At 51.0% G+C, this 14680-nt stretch carries 15 protein-coding genes and 1 pseudogene; 13 read left to right on the top strand and 3 right to left on the bottom strand.

What is annotated here, in order from left to right; genetic code table 11:
* The first annotated feature begins 100 nt into the window (after window positions 1-100).
* The 7 genes from OGY68_RS07365 (at window position 101) to OGY68_RS07335 (ending at window position 7649) form a co-directional block, all read left to right on the top strand.
* Entirely contained in the window at window positions 101-1621 is a 1521-nt protein-coding gene (locus tag OGY68_RS07365; RefSeq protein ID WP_003831175.1) for an FGGY family carbohydrate kinase, read from the top strand.
* A 125-nt stretch (window positions 1622-1746) separates the two neighbouring features.
* Window positions 1747-2682, top strand: coding sequence for a D-ribose ABC transporter substrate-binding protein (locus OGY68_RS07360; protein ID WP_003831174.1), 936 nt, complete (start codon window positions 1747-1749; stop codon window positions 2680-2682).
* Between the two features lie 43 nt (window positions 2683-2725).
* Window positions 2726-3346, top strand: a complete 621-nt coding sequence (locus OGY68_RS07355; protein WP_020996556.1) for a DUF2291 family protein — start codon at window positions 2726-2728, stop codon at window positions 3344-3346.
* A gap of 1 nt (window position 3347) precedes the next feature.
* Complete coding sequence (locus OGY68_RS07350; RefSeq protein WP_057066476.1) at window positions 3348-4892, top strand: sugar ABC transporter ATP-binding protein; 1545 nt, start codon at window positions 3348-3350, stop codon at window positions 4890-4892.
* Between the two features lie 17 nt (window positions 4893-4909).
* On the top strand, window positions 4910-5977 hold the full coding sequence (locus OGY68_RS07345) for an ABC transporter permease (RefSeq protein WP_057066477.1): 1068 nt from the start codon (window positions 4910-4912) through the stop codon (window positions 5975-5977).
* Between the two features lie 53 nt (window positions 5978-6030).
* A complete protein-coding gene (locus tag OGY68_RS07340) occupies window positions 6031-6828 on the top strand; it encodes an SDR family oxidoreductase (protein WP_003831170.1) in 798 nt (265 codons plus the stop codon).
* Between the two features lie 35 nt (window positions 6829-6863).
* Entirely contained in the window at window positions 6864-7649 is a 786-nt protein-coding gene (locus tag OGY68_RS07335; protein WP_060682608.1) for an SDR family oxidoreductase, read from the top strand.
* A gap of 42 nt (window positions 7650-7691) precedes the next feature.
* Here OGY68_RS07335 and OGY68_RS07330 read toward each other — a convergent pair whose 3' ends face one another.
* Window positions 7692-8396, bottom strand: coding sequence for a GNAT family N-acetyltransferase (locus tag OGY68_RS07330; RefSeq protein WP_057066479.1), 705 nt, complete (start codon window positions 8394-8396; stop codon window positions 7692-7694).
* 142 nt (window positions 8397-8538) lie between these two features.
* Between OGY68_RS07330 and OGY68_RS07325 the strand changes: the two genes are divergently transcribed.
* Both OGY68_RS07325 and OGY68_RS07320 read left to right on the top strand, forming a co-directional pair.
* Complete coding sequence (locus OGY68_RS07325; RefSeq protein WP_057066480.1) at window positions 8539-9657, top strand: YbdK family carboxylate-amine ligase; 1119 nt, start codon at window positions 8539-8541, stop codon at window positions 9655-9657.
* A 67-nt stretch (window positions 9658-9724) separates the two neighbouring features.
* Window positions 9725-9973: a DUF1158 domain-containing protein gene (locus OGY68_RS07320; RefSeq protein WP_032942634.1), complete on the top strand. Its 249-nt coding sequence runs from the start codon at window positions 9725-9727 to the stop codon at window positions 9971-9973.
* A gap of 21 nt (window positions 9974-9994) precedes the next feature.
* Here the strand turns inward: OGY68_RS07320 and OGY68_RS07315 are convergent, their stop codons facing one another.
* Together OGY68_RS07315 and OGY68_RS07310 are read right to left on the bottom strand one after the other, a co-directional pair.
* Entirely contained in the window at window positions 9995-10336 is a 342-nt protein-coding gene (locus OGY68_RS07315; protein ID WP_003021996.1) for a RamA family antibiotic efflux transcriptional regulator, read from the bottom strand.
* Between the two features lie 17 nt (window positions 10337-10353).
* Window positions 10354-11466, bottom strand: coding sequence for an MBL fold metallo-hydrolase (locus OGY68_RS07310; protein ID WP_286616914.1), 1113 nt, complete (start codon window positions 11464-11466; stop codon window positions 10354-10356).
* A gap of 190 nt (window positions 11467-11656) precedes the next feature.
* Between OGY68_RS07310 and OGY68_RS07305 the strand changes: the two are divergent.
* The 4 genes and pseudogenes from OGY68_RS07305 to OGY68_RS07290 all read left to right on the top strand — a co-directional run bounded on the left by OGY68_RS07305 (window position 11657) and on the right by OGY68_RS07290 (window position 14678).
* Window positions 11657-12227, top strand: a pseudogene (locus OGY68_RS07305) (TetR/AcrR family transcriptional regulator).
* A complete protein-coding gene (locus tag OGY68_RS07300) occupies window positions 12227-12595 on the top strand; it encodes an MmcQ/YjbR family DNA-binding protein (RefSeq protein WP_008784040.1) in 369 nt (122 codons plus the stop codon). The pseudogene OGY68_RS07305 and the gene OGY68_RS07300 overlap by 1 nt, the downstream one beginning before the upstream one ends.
* 119 nt (window positions 12596-12714) lie before the next feature.
* A complete protein-coding gene (nfsB, locus tag OGY68_RS07295) occupies window positions 12715-13368 on the top strand; it encodes an oxygen-insensitive NAD(P)H nitroreductase (RefSeq protein WP_003831162.1) in 654 nt (217 codons plus the stop codon).
* Between the two features lie 65 nt (window positions 13369-13433).
* Window positions 13434-14678, top strand: a complete 1245-nt coding sequence (locus OGY68_RS07290; RefSeq protein ID WP_057066482.1) for a mechanosensitive ion channel family protein — start codon at window positions 13434-13436, stop codon at window positions 14676-14678.
* Window positions 14679-14680 lie beyond the last annotated feature (2 nt).

Raw genomic sequence — 14680 nt, 5'->3', positions numbered from 1 at the left:
TGAAAAACGATGTCACAGCCAGGCCTGATGTAGTAATGACGCGACAATGAGGGGGCTTTATCCTCCAAACCGGGACGCAATGTGACTCAGGAGATAATCTATGTGTGCAGCGAAGAAAGAGTTCATCATTGCGCTGGATGAAGGCACAACTAACGCCAAAGCGGTTGCGCTTGATGCACAGGGCAATGTGGTGGCAAAGTTTTCTCAGCCACTGGCGATTCAGACCCCTCGGGATGGCTGGGTTGAACAATCTGGCGAGGTGTTGATTGATGCTTCTATTGGTGTCATTGCCAAAGCTGTGAATCATGTTGGTGCTGAAAACGTCGCAGCACTGGCTATCAGTAATCAGCGTGAAACCGCCATAGGCTGGTATCGCCAGACTGGCAGACCGCTAAATTCCGCAATCACCTGGCAATGTACGCGCAGTGCGGCTTACTGCGAGGAACTGCGGCATGAAAATAAAGAACAACTAATAAAATCAACCACTGGACTGCCAATCGCACCACTTTTCTCCGCATCAAAAATGCGCTGGCTACTGGAATCCGTGACCGATGGCCCACAGCTGGCTGCGCAGGGACAAATTTGCCTGGGAACGATCGACAGTTGGTTGCTATGGAATTTAACCGCTGGTGAAGCCTTCTGCTGTGACTATTCCAATGCCGCCCGCACACAGTTGCTAAACCTGCACTCTGGAGAGTGGGATGAAGCCATGCTGGCACTCTTCCACATTCCGCGCGCCGCCTTACCGGAAATAAAACCCTCCAGTGGATTATTTGGTCATACTCGTGGACTCAATGGCATCCCAGACGGCATTCCTGTGATGTCGATGGTGGGTGACTCACATGCCGCTCTGTTTGGCCATGCTCTTGGCGAAATGGGATGCGTTAAAGCAACTTACGGTACCGGGTCATCGGTGATGGCGCCGGTCAAATCAGCCCAATGTGATATTGACGCACTGGCTACCACCATCGCCTGGCACGATGGAAACAGCATCATATACGGACTGGAAGGCAATATCCCGCACACGGGTGATGCGGTGGCATGGATGGCAGACAGTACGGGTCTGAGCGAACTTTCGGATGCCGAACTGACCTACGAACTCAACACCCTTCCCGCCTCCGTTGATTCAACCCTCGGCGTTTATTTTGTGCCAGCACTGACCGGGCTTGGCGCACCGTGGTGGGATGATAGTGCCCGTGGAGTCATCTGCGGACTCAGTCGGGGAGTTAAACGAGCACATCTCATTCGTGCCGCACTTGAGTCGATTACCTATCAAATCGCCGATGTTGTAGTTGCCATGCAGCAGCACGATGATTTCAAGTTAACTGCATTAATGGTTGACGGTGGCCCCACCAAAAACGACTGGCTAATGCAATACCAGGCAGACTTGCTTGGTTATCCGGTTATGCGTAGCGATGTGCCAGAACTTTCCGCCATTGGCGCGGCATTACTGGCGCGTAAAGCGCTTTACCCTGGCTCACTGACTGATTTAAAAGCTTTTTTAACCGTACATAGCACATTTCAACCCGATATGGATCGCCATCATCGGTTGCAAAAAAGATGGCAGGAATGGCGCCATGCGGTAAACAGAACATTATGGAAACCGGCCCCGTCCGCCTGATGCCTCACCTGGGAAAACGCGCGACGTTATTTACCACACATACAGGAGGACACCGGACCATAAGAAATTCAAGCTTTACGTTGTTTCACCGTACCCGACAATAACAACACAGAGAGAACATTGTCATGAAATTACGTTTAACGCTGTTAACTGCTGCAACCCTGACTGCTTTGTCTTTTACTGCTCATGCAGCGGAAAAAGGGACAATCATGATTATGGTGAATTCACTGGATAACCCGTATTACGCCTCAGAAGCAAAAGGTGCCAGTGAAAAAGCCAAGGAACTGGGCTACAAAACCACAATTTTGTCGCACAGTGAAGATGTGAAAAAACAGAATGAATTGATTGATACGGCAATCGGCAAAAAAGTCCAGGGTATCGTTCTGGATAATGCAGATTCAACGGCCAGCGTCGCGGCAATTGAAAAAGCGAAAAAAGCTGGAATTCCCGTCATATTAATCAACCGTGAAATTCCCGTTGATGATGTTGCACTGGTGCAAATTACCCACAATAACTTCCAGGCGGGTTCCGAAGTTGCAAATATTTTCGTCGAGAAGATGGGCGAAAAAGGTAAATATGCTGAACTGACGTGTAACCTTGCGGATAATAATTGTGTTACGCGCTCCAAATCCTTCCACCAGGTTATTGATCAGTTCCCGGATATGGTTAGTGTCGCCAGACAGGATGCCAAAGGTACGCTTATCGACGGTAAACGTATTATGGACAGCATCCTACAGGCCCACCCGGACGTGAAAGGTATCATCTGCGGTAACGGTCCTGTTGCACTGGGCGCTATTGCTGCATTAAAAGCGGCGAACCGCAGCGACGTGGTAGTGGTCGGTATCGACGGCAGCAACGACGAACGTGATGCGGTGAAAGCAGGCACTCTACAGGCAACCGTCATGCTCCAGGCTCAGGCTATCGCAGCACAAGGGGTTACCGATCTGGATAACTACCTGCAAAAAGGCATAAAACCCGAAAAGCAACGCGTCATGTTCCGCGGAATTCTTATCACTAAAGAAAACGCAGATAAAGTGCAGGATTTCAATATCAAGTCCTGATCCCGGGTTGTTGCGCCTCTCAGGAGGCGCAGAGGAGAACATTATGTCTAAAAAAGCCTGGTTTGCGCTGGCCTTGTTGACCGTGGGCGGATGCCGCATCGTCTCGCAGCAGGAACTTGCGGACCTCAAGTCGCCACCGAATCCACACATGGCCAATATTGATCAAACGTGGCAAAACAAAATTGTTCCGCAAATTGTCGGGCAGGCTCGTCCGGTGGCCGATTTATTAATGGCCTTGCATGCTGAAAAAGATTTTGATAGCGCCTGTAAAAATCTCGGCTACCGTTCTCAGGAAGAGAATCCCTGCATCTTTTACGTACAAGTAGAAGGAAAAATTAGCAATCTTGATACCGCCTCTCGTAGTGGAAAAATGACTATCGCCGATAAAAGCGGCAACAGCATTATTGTGCAGATTGGTCCGACGCTGCGCGGCACACAATTACGCGATGCCTTTAAAGGCACAAGTTATAGTGATTTCAATGACCAGGTATTATTTGGTGAATATGGTCGAGGAATTAACGAACAAGCAATAAAGATGATCCAATCTGCGCAGCTTAAAACCGGAGAATCAGTACACGTTTATGGTGTTTTTTCTGAGTGGGAGATACCAAAATCCATCCCGGTTATTACACCAGCGAAAATTGAATCTGTAGGAGGACAATAACATGCAGCAGCAAGATATCGTCACTCCTCATTCCGTCGAATCTGAAGTTATTATCGAAACACACGATTTATCGCGTGTTTACCCTGGGGTAGTGGCATTAGATAGCGTCAACTACCGGGTATATCGGAATAAAGTAAACGTGCTGATCGGAGAAAATGGTGCTGGTAAGTCCACCATGATGAAAATGCTTGCTGGTGTCGAAAGTCCCTCTTCCGGACAAATTATTATGGATGGCATACCCGTCACATTAAATTCGACCCATCAGGCCGAAAAACTGGGTATCAGCATTATTTTTCAGGAGTTGAATTTATTCCCAAACATGAATGTCATGGATAATATTTTCATGGCTAACGAGTTCTTTCAAAAAGGGAAAATCAACGAAAAATACCAGTACGCACTGGCAAAATCCTTACTGGAAAGACTCGAGCTGGATGTTGATCCGTATACACCTCTGGAGGAACTAGGGATCGGTCATCAGCAACTGGTCGAAATTGCTCGTGCGCTCTCCAAAGATACCCGCGTTTTAATCATGGATGAACCAACCTCCGCACTCAGCCAGTCTGAGGTGAAAGTGTTGTTTAACGTCATTGAGCAACTTAAACGGCGCGGTGTCACCATCATCTATATATCTCACCGTCTGGAAGAGTTGATGGAAATTGGTGATTACATCACGATTTTCCGCGACGGTCGTTTTATCAGCGAACGCCCAGTCAATGATGCCAGTATTCCGTGGATCATTGAACAAATGGTGGGTGACAAGAAAAAACATTTTGATTATCAACCCGCACCAAAAGGTGAAACGGTTTTATCCGTACAGGGTCTCACAGCCCTTCATCCGAGCGGCGGCTATAAGCTTAATGACGTGACGTTTAGCCTCAGTAAAGGCGAAGTCATCGGAATCTATGGTCTGCTGGGCGCTGGACGCACGGAACTGTTCAAAGGTCTGGTGGGACTTATGCCCTGCCAGAGTGGGAGCGTGCAGCTTAACGGCGAATGCATTGATAAAGCCCATTTTCAGTCACGTCTTAAAAAGGGGCTGGCGTTGGTGCCTGAAGACCGTCAGGGCGAAGGCGTTGTTCAGATGATGTCGATTCAGTCCAACATGACGCTGTCTGACTTCAGCCTGCAAGGCTTTCGCCGTGCCTGGAAATGGCTGAACCCGCACAAAGAGCAGTCCAGTGTGAAGGCAATGATCCAGCAACTGGCTATCAAAGTGAGCGATCCCGAACTGCCTATCACCTCATTAAGCGGCGGTAATCAGCAAAAAGTGGTGCTGGGTAAGGCATTGATGACGCAACCGCAGGTGGTTTTCCTTGATGAGCCCACCCGAGGCATTGATGTGGGTGCGAAAACCGACGTGTATCACCTTATTGGTAAAATGGCGCAGCAAGGGCTGGCGGTGATGTTCTCTTCATCAGAGCTGGACGAAGTGATGGCGCTGGCGGACCGCATTCTGGTGATGGCCGATGGCCGAATCACCGCTGATGTCCCCCGTCATGCGGTTACCCGCGAGACATTAATCGCGGCTTCTACACCTCAAGATTAATCAGGCTGGAATCCATCATGAACCAGAAATATATGATTTATATGTACCTCCTGAAGGCCAGAACGTTTATCGCACTGCTGCTGGTTATCGCATTCTTTAGCGTGATGGTACCTTATTTCCTGACCACCTCTAACCTGTTGATCATGACCCAGCACGTCGCCATCACGGGCTTACTGGCAATTGGTATGACGCTGGTGATACTCACTGGCGGTATCGATCTGTCCGTCGGGGCGGTAGCGGGTATTTGCGGCATGGTTGCAGGCGCCTTGCTTACCAACGGTCTGCCCATCTGGGGTGGCAACATCATCTTCTTCAACGTACCAGAGGTCATAATCTGTGTTGCCCTCTTCGGCGTTGTCGTTGGTTTTGTCAACGGTGCCGTCATCACGCGTTTCGGCGTTGCGCCGTTTATCTGTACGCTCGGCATGATGTACGTTGCCAGAGGATCTGCTCTTCTGTTTAACGACGGCAGCACTTACCCAAATCTTAACGGCATGGACGCGCTGGGCAATACCGGTTTTGCCACGCTGGGTTCAGGTACTTTGTTGGGGATTTATCTCCCTATCTGGCTGATGATTGCCTTCCTGCTGCTGGGCTACTGGGTAACCACCAAAACCCCACTTGGCCGCTATATCTACGCGATTGGGGGGAACGAGTCCGCCGCACGTCTGGCGGGTGTCCCTATCGTAAAAGCGAAGATCTTTGTGTACGCCTTTTCCGGCCTGTGTGCCGCTTTTGTTGGGCTGATTGTGGCTTCACAACTGCAAACCGCACATCCGATGACCGGCAATATGTTTGAGATGGATGCCATTGGCGCAACTGTGCTGGGCGGAACTGCGCTCGCGGGAGGACGCGGACGCGTCTCCGGCTCCATTATCGGTGCCTTCGTAATTGTCTTCCTCGCCGATGGCATGGTGATGATGGGCGTCAGCGACTTCTGGCAGATGGTTATCAAAGGTGTGGTTATCGTCACCGCCGTTGTTGTCGATCAGTTCCAGCAAAAGCTGCAGAACAAAGTCATTCTTATGCGTCGCCATGAAGAAAAGTTGGCGGCAGCACCTTCAGTAAATACCGTATCCAGTTAAGCAGCAACATTCCGCCGGGCATCTTTTGCCCGGCCTATACAGGGGATAAAAATATGCAACGTGATTTTCATGGTAAGACAATTGTCATCACTGGTGCTTGTCGAGGGATTGGCGCAGGTATCGCCGAACGTTTTGCCCGCGACGGCGCAAACCTGGTGATGGTATCTAATGCAGAGCGCGTCCACGAAACAGCGGAACAGCTTCGTCAGCGCTATCAGGCAGATATTTTATCTTTGCAGGTGGATGTCACCAATGAGGCGCAGGTGCAATCTCTGTACGAGCAGGCCGCAGCGCGCTTCGGCACCATTGATGTCTCGATTCAAAACGCGGGTGTTATCACCATCGACTATTTCGACCGCATGCCGAAAGCCGATTTCGAAAAAGTCCTCGCCGTAAATACCACTGGCGTATGGCTCTGCTGTCGGGAAGCAGCAAAATATATGGTTAAGCAAAACCAGGGCTGTCTGATTAATACCTCTTCCGGTCAGGGACGCCAGGGTTTCATCTATACCCCACACTACGCCGCCAGCAAGATGGGCGTAATTGGTATTACGCAAAGCCTGGCGCATGAGTTGGCACCGTGGAATATCACCGTCAACGCCTTTTGCCCAGGGATAATCGAAAGCGAAATGTGGGATTACAACGATCGTGTCTGGGGCGAAATTCTCAGCACAGATGAAAAACGCTATGGCAAAGGTGAACTGATGGCGGAATGGGTTAAAGGCATCCCCATGAAACGCGCGGGCAAACCTGAGGATGTCGCCGGACTGGTCGCTTTTCTCGCCTCTGACGATGCGCGTTATCTCACCGGACAAACCATCAACATCGATGGCGGCCTGATTATGTCTTAATGCCCACCAGGGTATCTGTTAAGAGAGTCATCACTATGATTACAAAAGATTTTGCTCAACAACTGTTTAATCTTGAGGGGCGCGTCGCTTTCGTTACTGGCGCAGGTAGCGGCATCGGTCAGACTATTGCCTGCGCACTTGCCAGCGCGGGCGCGCACGTGATCTGTTTTGATTTGCGCGAAGACGGCGGGCTGAACGCGACCGTTGATGCTATCACCGCTATTGGCGCCCAGGCTGCGCTCTATACGGGCGATGTCCGCCAGCTTAGCGACCTTCGCGCCGCGGTAGCCCTGGCGAAGGAACGCTTTGGTCGTCTGGATATTGCGGTCAATGCCGCAGGCATTGCCAACGCCAACCCTGCGCTGGAAATGGAAAGCGAGCAGTGGCAGCGCGTTATCGACATTAACCTCACTGGCGTGTGGAATTCCTGTAAAGCCGAAGCCGAGCTGATTCTGGAATCCGGTGGTGGCTCGATTATTAACATCGCATCCATGTCCGGGATTATTGTTAACCGAGGCCTTGAACAAGCCCATTACAATAGCGCTAAGGCGGGGGTGATTCATCTGTCGAAAAGCCTGGCGATGGAGTGGATTGGAAAAGGAATACGCGTGAACTCCATCAGCCCGGGATATACCGCCACGCCGATGAATACTCGACCGGAAATGGTTCATCAGACGCGGGAGTTTGAAAGCCAGACGCCAATTCAGCGCATGGCAAAAGTGGAAGAGATGGCGGGCCCGGCACTCTTTCTGGCCAGCGATGCCGCTTCATTTTGCACCGGTGTAGACCTGGTTGTAGATGGCGGATTTATCTGTTGGTAAACAGCAATACGCCCGCAGCCATTGTTAGCTGCGGGCGTTAATTTATTCGCGGCTACAGGCAGCCAGCGTTTTTCGTTGCCGCCCGTGTTCATCAAAGTTCTCTGCGGCCAACCAGCGCTGTAACACGGCGTCACACTGGGGCCATTCGCTATCAATCATTGATAACCAGTCGCTGTCGCGATTACGCCCCTTGCGCACAATCTTCTGGCGAAAGCGACCTTCGAAGATAAACCCAAGGCGTTCCGCTGCCCGTCGAGAAGCGGTGTTCAGAGAATCGCATTTCCACTCCACGCGACGATAGCCCAACGCAAATGCCTGGCGTAACAGCAGCCAGATGCTTTCGGTGCCGAGAACCGTATTTTTCATACGCGGTGACCAGGTCACATGACCAATTTCGACCGAACCGTGCTCTCGTTCAATCTCCATAAAGCACACCAGTCCGACAGCTCGTCCTGAACGCTGTTCAATGACGGCATAGGGAACGAGAGATGCATCCGAGGATTTACCCTGCACCCAGCAAACTGCGGCCTCAACGCTTGTGGGGCGAGAGCTTGCAAGCCAGGTCCAGTCGCGATCGTCCGGCGCCTGCGCGTAGGCATCAAACAGATCGGCGGCATGGCTTTCGGCATCCAGGGGAACCAGTCGACAATATTGCCCTATCAGCGTTTCCCGTGGCAGTACGGCAGCGCCATTCCAGTCCGGCACGACATCGCCGACGGTCTGCCCATAAAGATTTATTTCCGGCACGATTCAACCCCAGTAGCGAAGTAAAAAATAGTTATAACACTGGCCATTACACCTTCAAAGCGTCACAAGGGTGATTTTGACGACGAACAGAAAATCAGCAGTCCTTCTATACTGATTAAAAATCAACGCGGAAGAGAGCCTTATGCCACTACCTGATTTTCATGTTTCCGACCCTTTTACGTTAGGCATTGAACTGGAAATGCAGGTGGTCAATCCGCCAGGTTACGACCTGAGTCAGGATTCTTCCCGGCTGATTGACGCCGTAAAACCGCAGCTCACCGCCGGAGAAGTGAAGCACGATATCACCGAAAGTATGCTGGAGATGGCGACCGGAGTTTGCCGCAATATCGACCAGGCTGATGCTGAATTGTCCGCTATGCAGCAGATAATTATGCGAGTTGCTGCAGAGCATCACCTCGCCATTTGTGGCGGTGGCACACATCCATTTCAAAAATGGCAACGTCAGGAAGTCTGCGATGACGAACGCTATCGGCGCAACCTGGAAAATTTTGGCTATCTTATCCAGCAGGCGACGGTGTTTGGCCAGCATGTGCATATCGGCTGCGCAAACGGCGATGATGCCATTTACCTGCTACACGGCCTGTCGCGATTTGTTCCCCATTTTATTGCGCTCTCGGCCACCTCACCTTATATGCAGACGTCCGACACGCGGTTTGCCTGCGCGCGCCTGAATATTTTCTCCGGATTTCCCGATAATGGTCCGATGCCATGGGTGAATAACTGGCAGGAATTCGAGGGGCTATTCCGTCGACTGGCTTACACCAGCATGATTGATAGCATTAAAGATTTACACTGGGATATCCGCCCCAGCCCGCACTTTGGCACGGTAGAGGTTCGGGTAATGGATACGCCGCTGACCCTTGATCATGCGGTCAATATGGCAGGACTTATTCAGGCTACCGCCCACTGGTTACTCACCAAACGTCCATTCAAGCACCAGGAGCGTGATTACCTGTTGTATAAATTCAATCGTTTTCAGGCCTGTCGCTTTGGTATGGCGGGAATCGTCACCGACGTCAATACCGGCGACGGTTGCCGCCTGTCAGAAGACACATTGCGACTCCTGGAGAATATCGCTACCTCTGCAGATAAAGTAGGCGCAACCAGCGCGATTGAAGCTATACATCTGCAGGTTAAAAATGGTCATGATGAAGCACAAAACATGCGTGACTTTGTCGCCGAAGGCGGGTCACTGAGTGGACTGGTGAAAAAACATTGTGAGATTTGGGCGGGGTTGTAAGCGTGGGTATTTGCGTTGCCCGCTGAGATCCCGGACAATAGCTTTTTAACTCAAGTTTAACAATGTCATGAAACACCCGCTTGAATCACTGATGACTGTCGCAGGGATCCTGCTACTGGCTTTTTTGTCTTGCCTGCTGCTACCCGCCCCCTCGCTTGGTCTGATGCTGGCGCAAAAACTCGTCGCCATTTTTCATCTGATGGATCTCAATCAGTTTTATACTTTGCTGTTTTGCCTGTGGTTTTTACTGCTGGGCGTGATTGAATATTTGGTGCTGCGCTTCATCTGGCGGCGCTGGTTCTCGCTGGCGGATTAGGCCCGCGAGAACCCTCTGCTGTTAATGCGTTCGGCTATGATTTTCTTTGCGATAAGCTCCCGGCGGCTGGCTGAACGTACGTGTGAAAATACGCGTAAAGGTCTGCTGCGAATCGAATCCGTATTTCAAACAGATGTCGTACACTTTCTGGTCGGTATCGCGTAGATCGCGCGCCGCCAACAGCAGCTTGCGCTCGCGGATGTAACGCCCAAGACTTTCGCCTTTGTACTGCATAAAAAGACGCTGCAGGTGCCATTTGGAATATCCCGCATGGCGTGCAATATCATCAATGCGCAATGGTTGATTCAAATTATCATCAATCCATTCAACAATCGTATCAATTACCTGAGCAGAAATCGTCATCATGCTCTCCCCTGTATTCATTGAGTCACCTGTTGCCACCAGGCCGTAAACGGTTGGTCCGGTTCGGACAGTATTACCGGTTCACCCAGCATTGGCGTCAGCAGTCGGTAATCCTGATGACGGCTGGCAAGCGCCAGTCGTTTGTAAGGATCATCCCAGGTATGTTTCGCCAGAACGAAACGGCCGGCATGCCCTGGCAACACGGCTTTCGCATGCAGATCTGCCGCGGCCTGAGCCGTCTCTTCCGGCATCATGTGAATAAACTTCCAGTCCTGGTCATACTGACCGTTCTCCATAATCGCCAAATCGACAGAGCCAAACTGCTCGCCGATGGCTTTAAAATGCGGTCCATAGCCGGAATCGCCGCTGTAATAAACGTTCTGCTCCGGCGTTTCGAACATGAAGCTCGCCCATAGCGTTTGGTTGCGTTTGATACCGCGTCCCGAGAAATGACGAGCAGGCAGCACATGAACGATCAGCGAATCCGTCACTCTGACGGACTGATTCCAGTCCCGTTCTTCGATTATCTCGCTGCGCATCCCCCAGTAACGCAGATGCGACCCGACGCCAAGCGGCGTAATCACCCGCTTAATTTTCGACATTAGCGCCTTGATAGTGGCGAGATCCAGATGGTCATAGTGATCGTGCGAGATGATGAGCAGGTCTATCTCCGGCATCGTCTGTGCGGTCCACGGATAATCACCGGCAAAGGCCTTGTTCAGGAACGAGAACGGTGCGGCATAATTGCTGAAAACCGGATCAATCAGGATACGTTGACCCGCCAGCTGTAAATACCACGAAGAATGGCCCAGCCAGACCAGGGTATCCTGCTGCGGCGAAAGCCCGGCGAGATCGGTCGCGACCATAGGTAACGGTTGTGCTGGTCGTGCATTTTCACGCTTAGCGACCAGAAACTCCCACCAGGCCGCCAGCATGCCTTTGTTGCCGGTATAGCCCGGTGTCGGCACCTGGTTATGAAACTGTCCATCACGATAGTGCGGTGACTGTTCAACCTGACTCAGTTGTGCCCCTTGCGGCGCCTGACCAAACCCGGCATTGAGTACAAACGGTAAACTTGCAGCTGCAGCAATAAGCATAATAACAACCACACAAACTGTGAGACGCTTCATATCCTGACCTTAAACGCGCCCCCTTTCCGCTGGTTTGCGCGACTGACTCTTGATTATGAGTGAGTAAGCACTCATTATAGAAATCGAAAGTTCTCCGTCAAGATGATTTTCAATCTTTGACATTCGCCGTTGCGGCGCAGCAAACGCCGTGATTCAATCATGTTTTTTACAGACTTAAGGGTAAAGTGTAGTGGCTCGTCCGAAGAGTGAAGACAAAAAACTGGCATTACTGGAAGCTGCAACCACAGCATTTGCACAATCAGGTGTTGCGGCTTCGACCGCCGTGATAGCCCGTAATGCAGGGGTTGCGGAGGGAACGTTGTTTCGCTATTTCGCGACCAAAGATGATTTGATCAACGAGCTTTACCTCTTTTTGAAGCAAGACCTTTGTCAGTCGATGATGGCAAACCTGGATCGTTCAGTGACCGATGCCAAAACCATGACTCACTACATCTGGAACAGCTAGCCTGAACCACACCTGCGGGCATCGCACGATTCGTCAGTTGGCCGTCAGCGAGAAAATAAGCAAGGAAACCGAACAACAGGCTGACGATATGTTCCCGGAACTGCGCGATCTTTGTCATCGTTCCGTACGACCCGAGTTTATGTCTGACGAATATCGCGCCTTTGGCGACGGGCTATTCCTTTCTCTGGCAGAAACCACCATGGAGTTCGCCGCCCGCGACGCTGCCCGCGCAAATGAATATATTTCGATGGGGTTTGAAGCCATGTGGCGCGCCCTGACCCGCGAGGAACAATAATGGACGGCCAGACCCTTCCTGCCTGTGCGAAACGCCTTGCGCTCGAACTACCTTTTACCGAACACTGCTGGCCTTTCGGCCCGGAATACGATGTCTTCAAGGTTGGCGGTAAAATTTTTATGCTGGTCACGGAGCTTCGCGGACGGCCACTTATTAACCTGAAATCCGATCCGCAAAAATCACTGTTAAACCAGCAGATCTACCCCAGCATTAAGCCCGGCTATCACATGAATAAAAAGCACTGGATCTCGGTCTATCCTGGTGACGATATTACCGAGTCATTACTGGCAGAGCTGGTGAATGATTCCTGGCACCGCGTCGTCGACGGCTTGCCGAAACGGGATCAAAAACGCCTGCGTCCAGGTTGATTTATCGCTAACCCCGATAAGTGTTTTTGCATTTTCCTGTCTTATCTTTTGCCTACTAACCCTGTACCCTGCTGAAACAAAACGCACCCGCAGGGTATGGAAAATCACCAGGAGTAGTTATGGATATTGTTTCTGTCGCCTTAAAACGTTACTCCACTAAGGCATTCGATCCGAATAAAAAACTGACCGCTGAGCAGGCCGAAAAATTAAAAACGCTGCTGCAGTTTAGCCCGTCCAGCACCAACTCTCAGCCATGGCACTTTATCGTCGCCAGCACTGACGAAGGTAAGGCGCGTGTGGCTAAATCCGCAGCCGGCGGCTTTGTATTCAACGAACGTAAAATGCTGGATGCTTCCCACGTTGTGGTGTTCTGCGCCAAAACGGCGATGGACGATGCGTGGCTGGAACGCGTGGTGGATCAAGAAGAAAGCGATGGTCGTTTCGCCACGCCTGAAGCGAAAGCCGCAAACCACAAAGGCCGCACCTTCTTTGCCGACATGCATCGCAAAGAACTGAAAGATGACAACCACTGGATGGCAAAACAGGTGTACCTGAACGTCGGTAACTTCCTGCTGGGCGTTGCGGCGATGGGCCTGGATGCTGTGCCGATCGAAGGCTTTGATTCAGCTGTCATGGATGCAGAATTTGGCCTGAAAGAAAAAGGTTTCACCAGCGTAGTGGTGGTTCCTGTGGGTCATCACAGCGTAGAAGATTTCAACGCCGCGCTGCCGAAATCTCGTCTGCCGTTGGAAACGACGCTGACGGAAGTCTAATCCTCCGCATTTGCATAAGCTCCGCGCAGCGGTCATCATAGACCGCTGTTTATTAAGGAGACGTTATGCAGGAATTGATATCTCAGGTAGAAGAACTCGGCATTGAAATAAATCACACCACCTCATTGGTGATGATTTTTGGCATTATTTTTATCACCGCCATTATTGTTCACGTTATTTTGCACTGGGTGGTATTACGCGCATTTGAAAAGCGTGCCAGCGCCAGCTCCCGCCTGTGGCTACAAATCATCACGCAGAACAAGTTATTTCACCGGCTGGCATTCACCCTGCAGGGTATCATTGTCAATATACAGGCCGCACTCTGGCTACAGAAAGGCAGCGAAGCAGCAGAAATATTAGTGACCTGCGCTCAGTTGTGGATCATGATGTACGCCCTGCTGTCCCTGTTTTCCCTGCTGGACGTTATTCTCAATCTGTCGCAAAAACTCCCTGCCGCATCGCAATTACCGCTAAAAGGCATATTCCAGGGCATCAAACTCATCAGCGCAATTCTCGTCGGAATATTGATGATTTCCCTGCTGATTGGTCAGTCACCGGCAATACTGATAAGCGGTCTGGGCGCCATGGCCGCCGTGTTAATGCTGGTGTTTAAAGACCCTATTCTCGGTCTGGTTGCCGGAATACAGCTCTCCGCCAACGATATGTTAAAGCTTGGCGACTGGCTGGAAATGCCGAAATATGGTGCAGATGGCGCGGTTATCGATATTGGCTTAACCACCGTGAAAGTGCGCAACTGGGATAACACCATCACCACTATCCCAACCTGGTCACTGGTCTCAGACTCTTTTAAAAACTGGAGTGGAATGTCGGCTTCCGGTGGGCGGAGAATAAAACGCAGCATCAGCATCGATGCCACCAGCATCCATTTTCTTGATGAGGATGAGCGCCAGCGTCTGCATAAAGCCCACCTGCTGAAACCGTATTTAACCGCACGTCACCAGGAAATTGACGAGTGGAATCAGCAGTTAGATGCGCCTGAATCGGTGTTGAATCACCGCCGGATGACCAATATTGGCACCTTCCGCGCTTATCTGAACGAGTATTTGCGTCATCATCCGCGTATTCGCAAAGATATGACGTTAATGGTGCGCCAGCTTGCGCCGGACGATCATGGTTTACCGATCGAAATTTATGCCTTTACCAATACGGTGGTCTGGCTTGAATATGAAAGTATTCAGGCTGATATCTTCGACCATATATTTGCCGTAGTCGAAGAGTTTGGCTTGCGCATTCATCAGTCGCCTACCGGAAACGATATTCGTGCGCTGTCTGGCGCGTTTCAGCGATAAAG

It is taken from the genome of Citrobacter sp. Cpo065 (genome assembly GCF_030332805.1).
In the GTDB taxonomy this organism is placed as follows: Bacteria; Pseudomonadota; Gammaproteobacteria; order Enterobacterales; family Enterobacteriaceae; genus Citrobacter; species Citrobacter portucalensis.
Note: the sequence above shows the minus strand (reverse complement) of the source record. Positions and strands in the feature narration are given on the sequence as shown.

What these genes read in the sequence shown, in the direction of transcription:
- OGY68_RS07365 (WP_003831175.1), top strand. Translation starts at nt 101, where the DNA reads ATGTGTGCAGCGAAGAAAGAGTTCATCATTGCGCTGGATGAAGGCACA.
- OGY68_RS07360 (WP_003831174.1), top strand. Translation starts at nt 1,747, where the DNA reads ATGAAATTACGTTTAACGCTGTTAACTGCTGCAACCCTGACTGCTTTG.
- OGY68_RS07355 (WP_020996556.1), top strand. Translation starts at nt 2,726, where the DNA reads ATGTCTAAAAAAGCCTGGTTTGCGCTGGCCTTGTTGACCGTGGGCGGA.
- OGY68_RS07350 (WP_057066476.1), top strand. Translation starts at nt 3,348, where the DNA reads ATGCAGCAGCAAGATATCGTCACTCCTCATTCCGTCGAATCTGAAGTT.
- OGY68_RS07345 (WP_057066477.1), top strand. Translation starts at nt 4,910, where the DNA reads ATGAACCAGAAATATATGATTTATATGTACCTCCTGAAGGCCAGAACG.
- OGY68_RS07340 (WP_003831170.1), top strand. Translation starts at nt 6,031, where the DNA reads ATGCAACGTGATTTTCATGGTAAGACAATTGTCATCACTGGTGCTTGT.
- OGY68_RS07335 (WP_060682608.1), top strand. Translation starts at nt 6,864, where the DNA reads ATGATTACAAAAGATTTTGCTCAACAACTGTTTAATCTTGAGGGGCGC.
- OGY68_RS07325 (WP_057066480.1), top strand. Translation starts at nt 8,539, where the DNA reads ATGCCACTACCTGATTTTCATGTTTCCGACCCTTTTACGTTAGGCATT.
- OGY68_RS07320 (WP_032942634.1), top strand. Translation starts at nt 9,725, where the DNA reads ATGAAACACCCGCTTGAATCACTGATGACTGTCGCAGGGATCCTGCTA.
- OGY68_RS07315 (WP_003021996.1), bottom strand. Translation starts at nt 10,336, where the DNA reads ATGACGATTTCTGCTCAGGTAATTGATACGATTGTTGAATGGATTGAT.
- OGY68_RS07310 (WP_286616914.1), bottom strand. Translation starts at nt 11,466, where the DNA reads ATGAAGCGTCTCACAGTTTGTGTGGTTGTTATTATGCTTATTGCTGCA.
- OGY68_RS07300 (WP_008784040.1), top strand. Translation starts at nt 12,227, where the DNA reads ATGGACGGCCAGACCCTTCCTGCCTGTGCGAAACGCCTTGCGCTCGAA.
- nfsB (WP_003831162.1), top strand. Translation starts at nt 12,715, where the DNA reads ATGGATATTGTTTCTGTCGCCTTAAAACGTTACTCCACTAAGGCATTC.
- OGY68_RS07290 (WP_057066482.1), top strand. Translation starts at nt 13,434, where the DNA reads ATGCAGGAATTGATATCTCAGGTAGAAGAACTCGGCATTGAAATAAAT.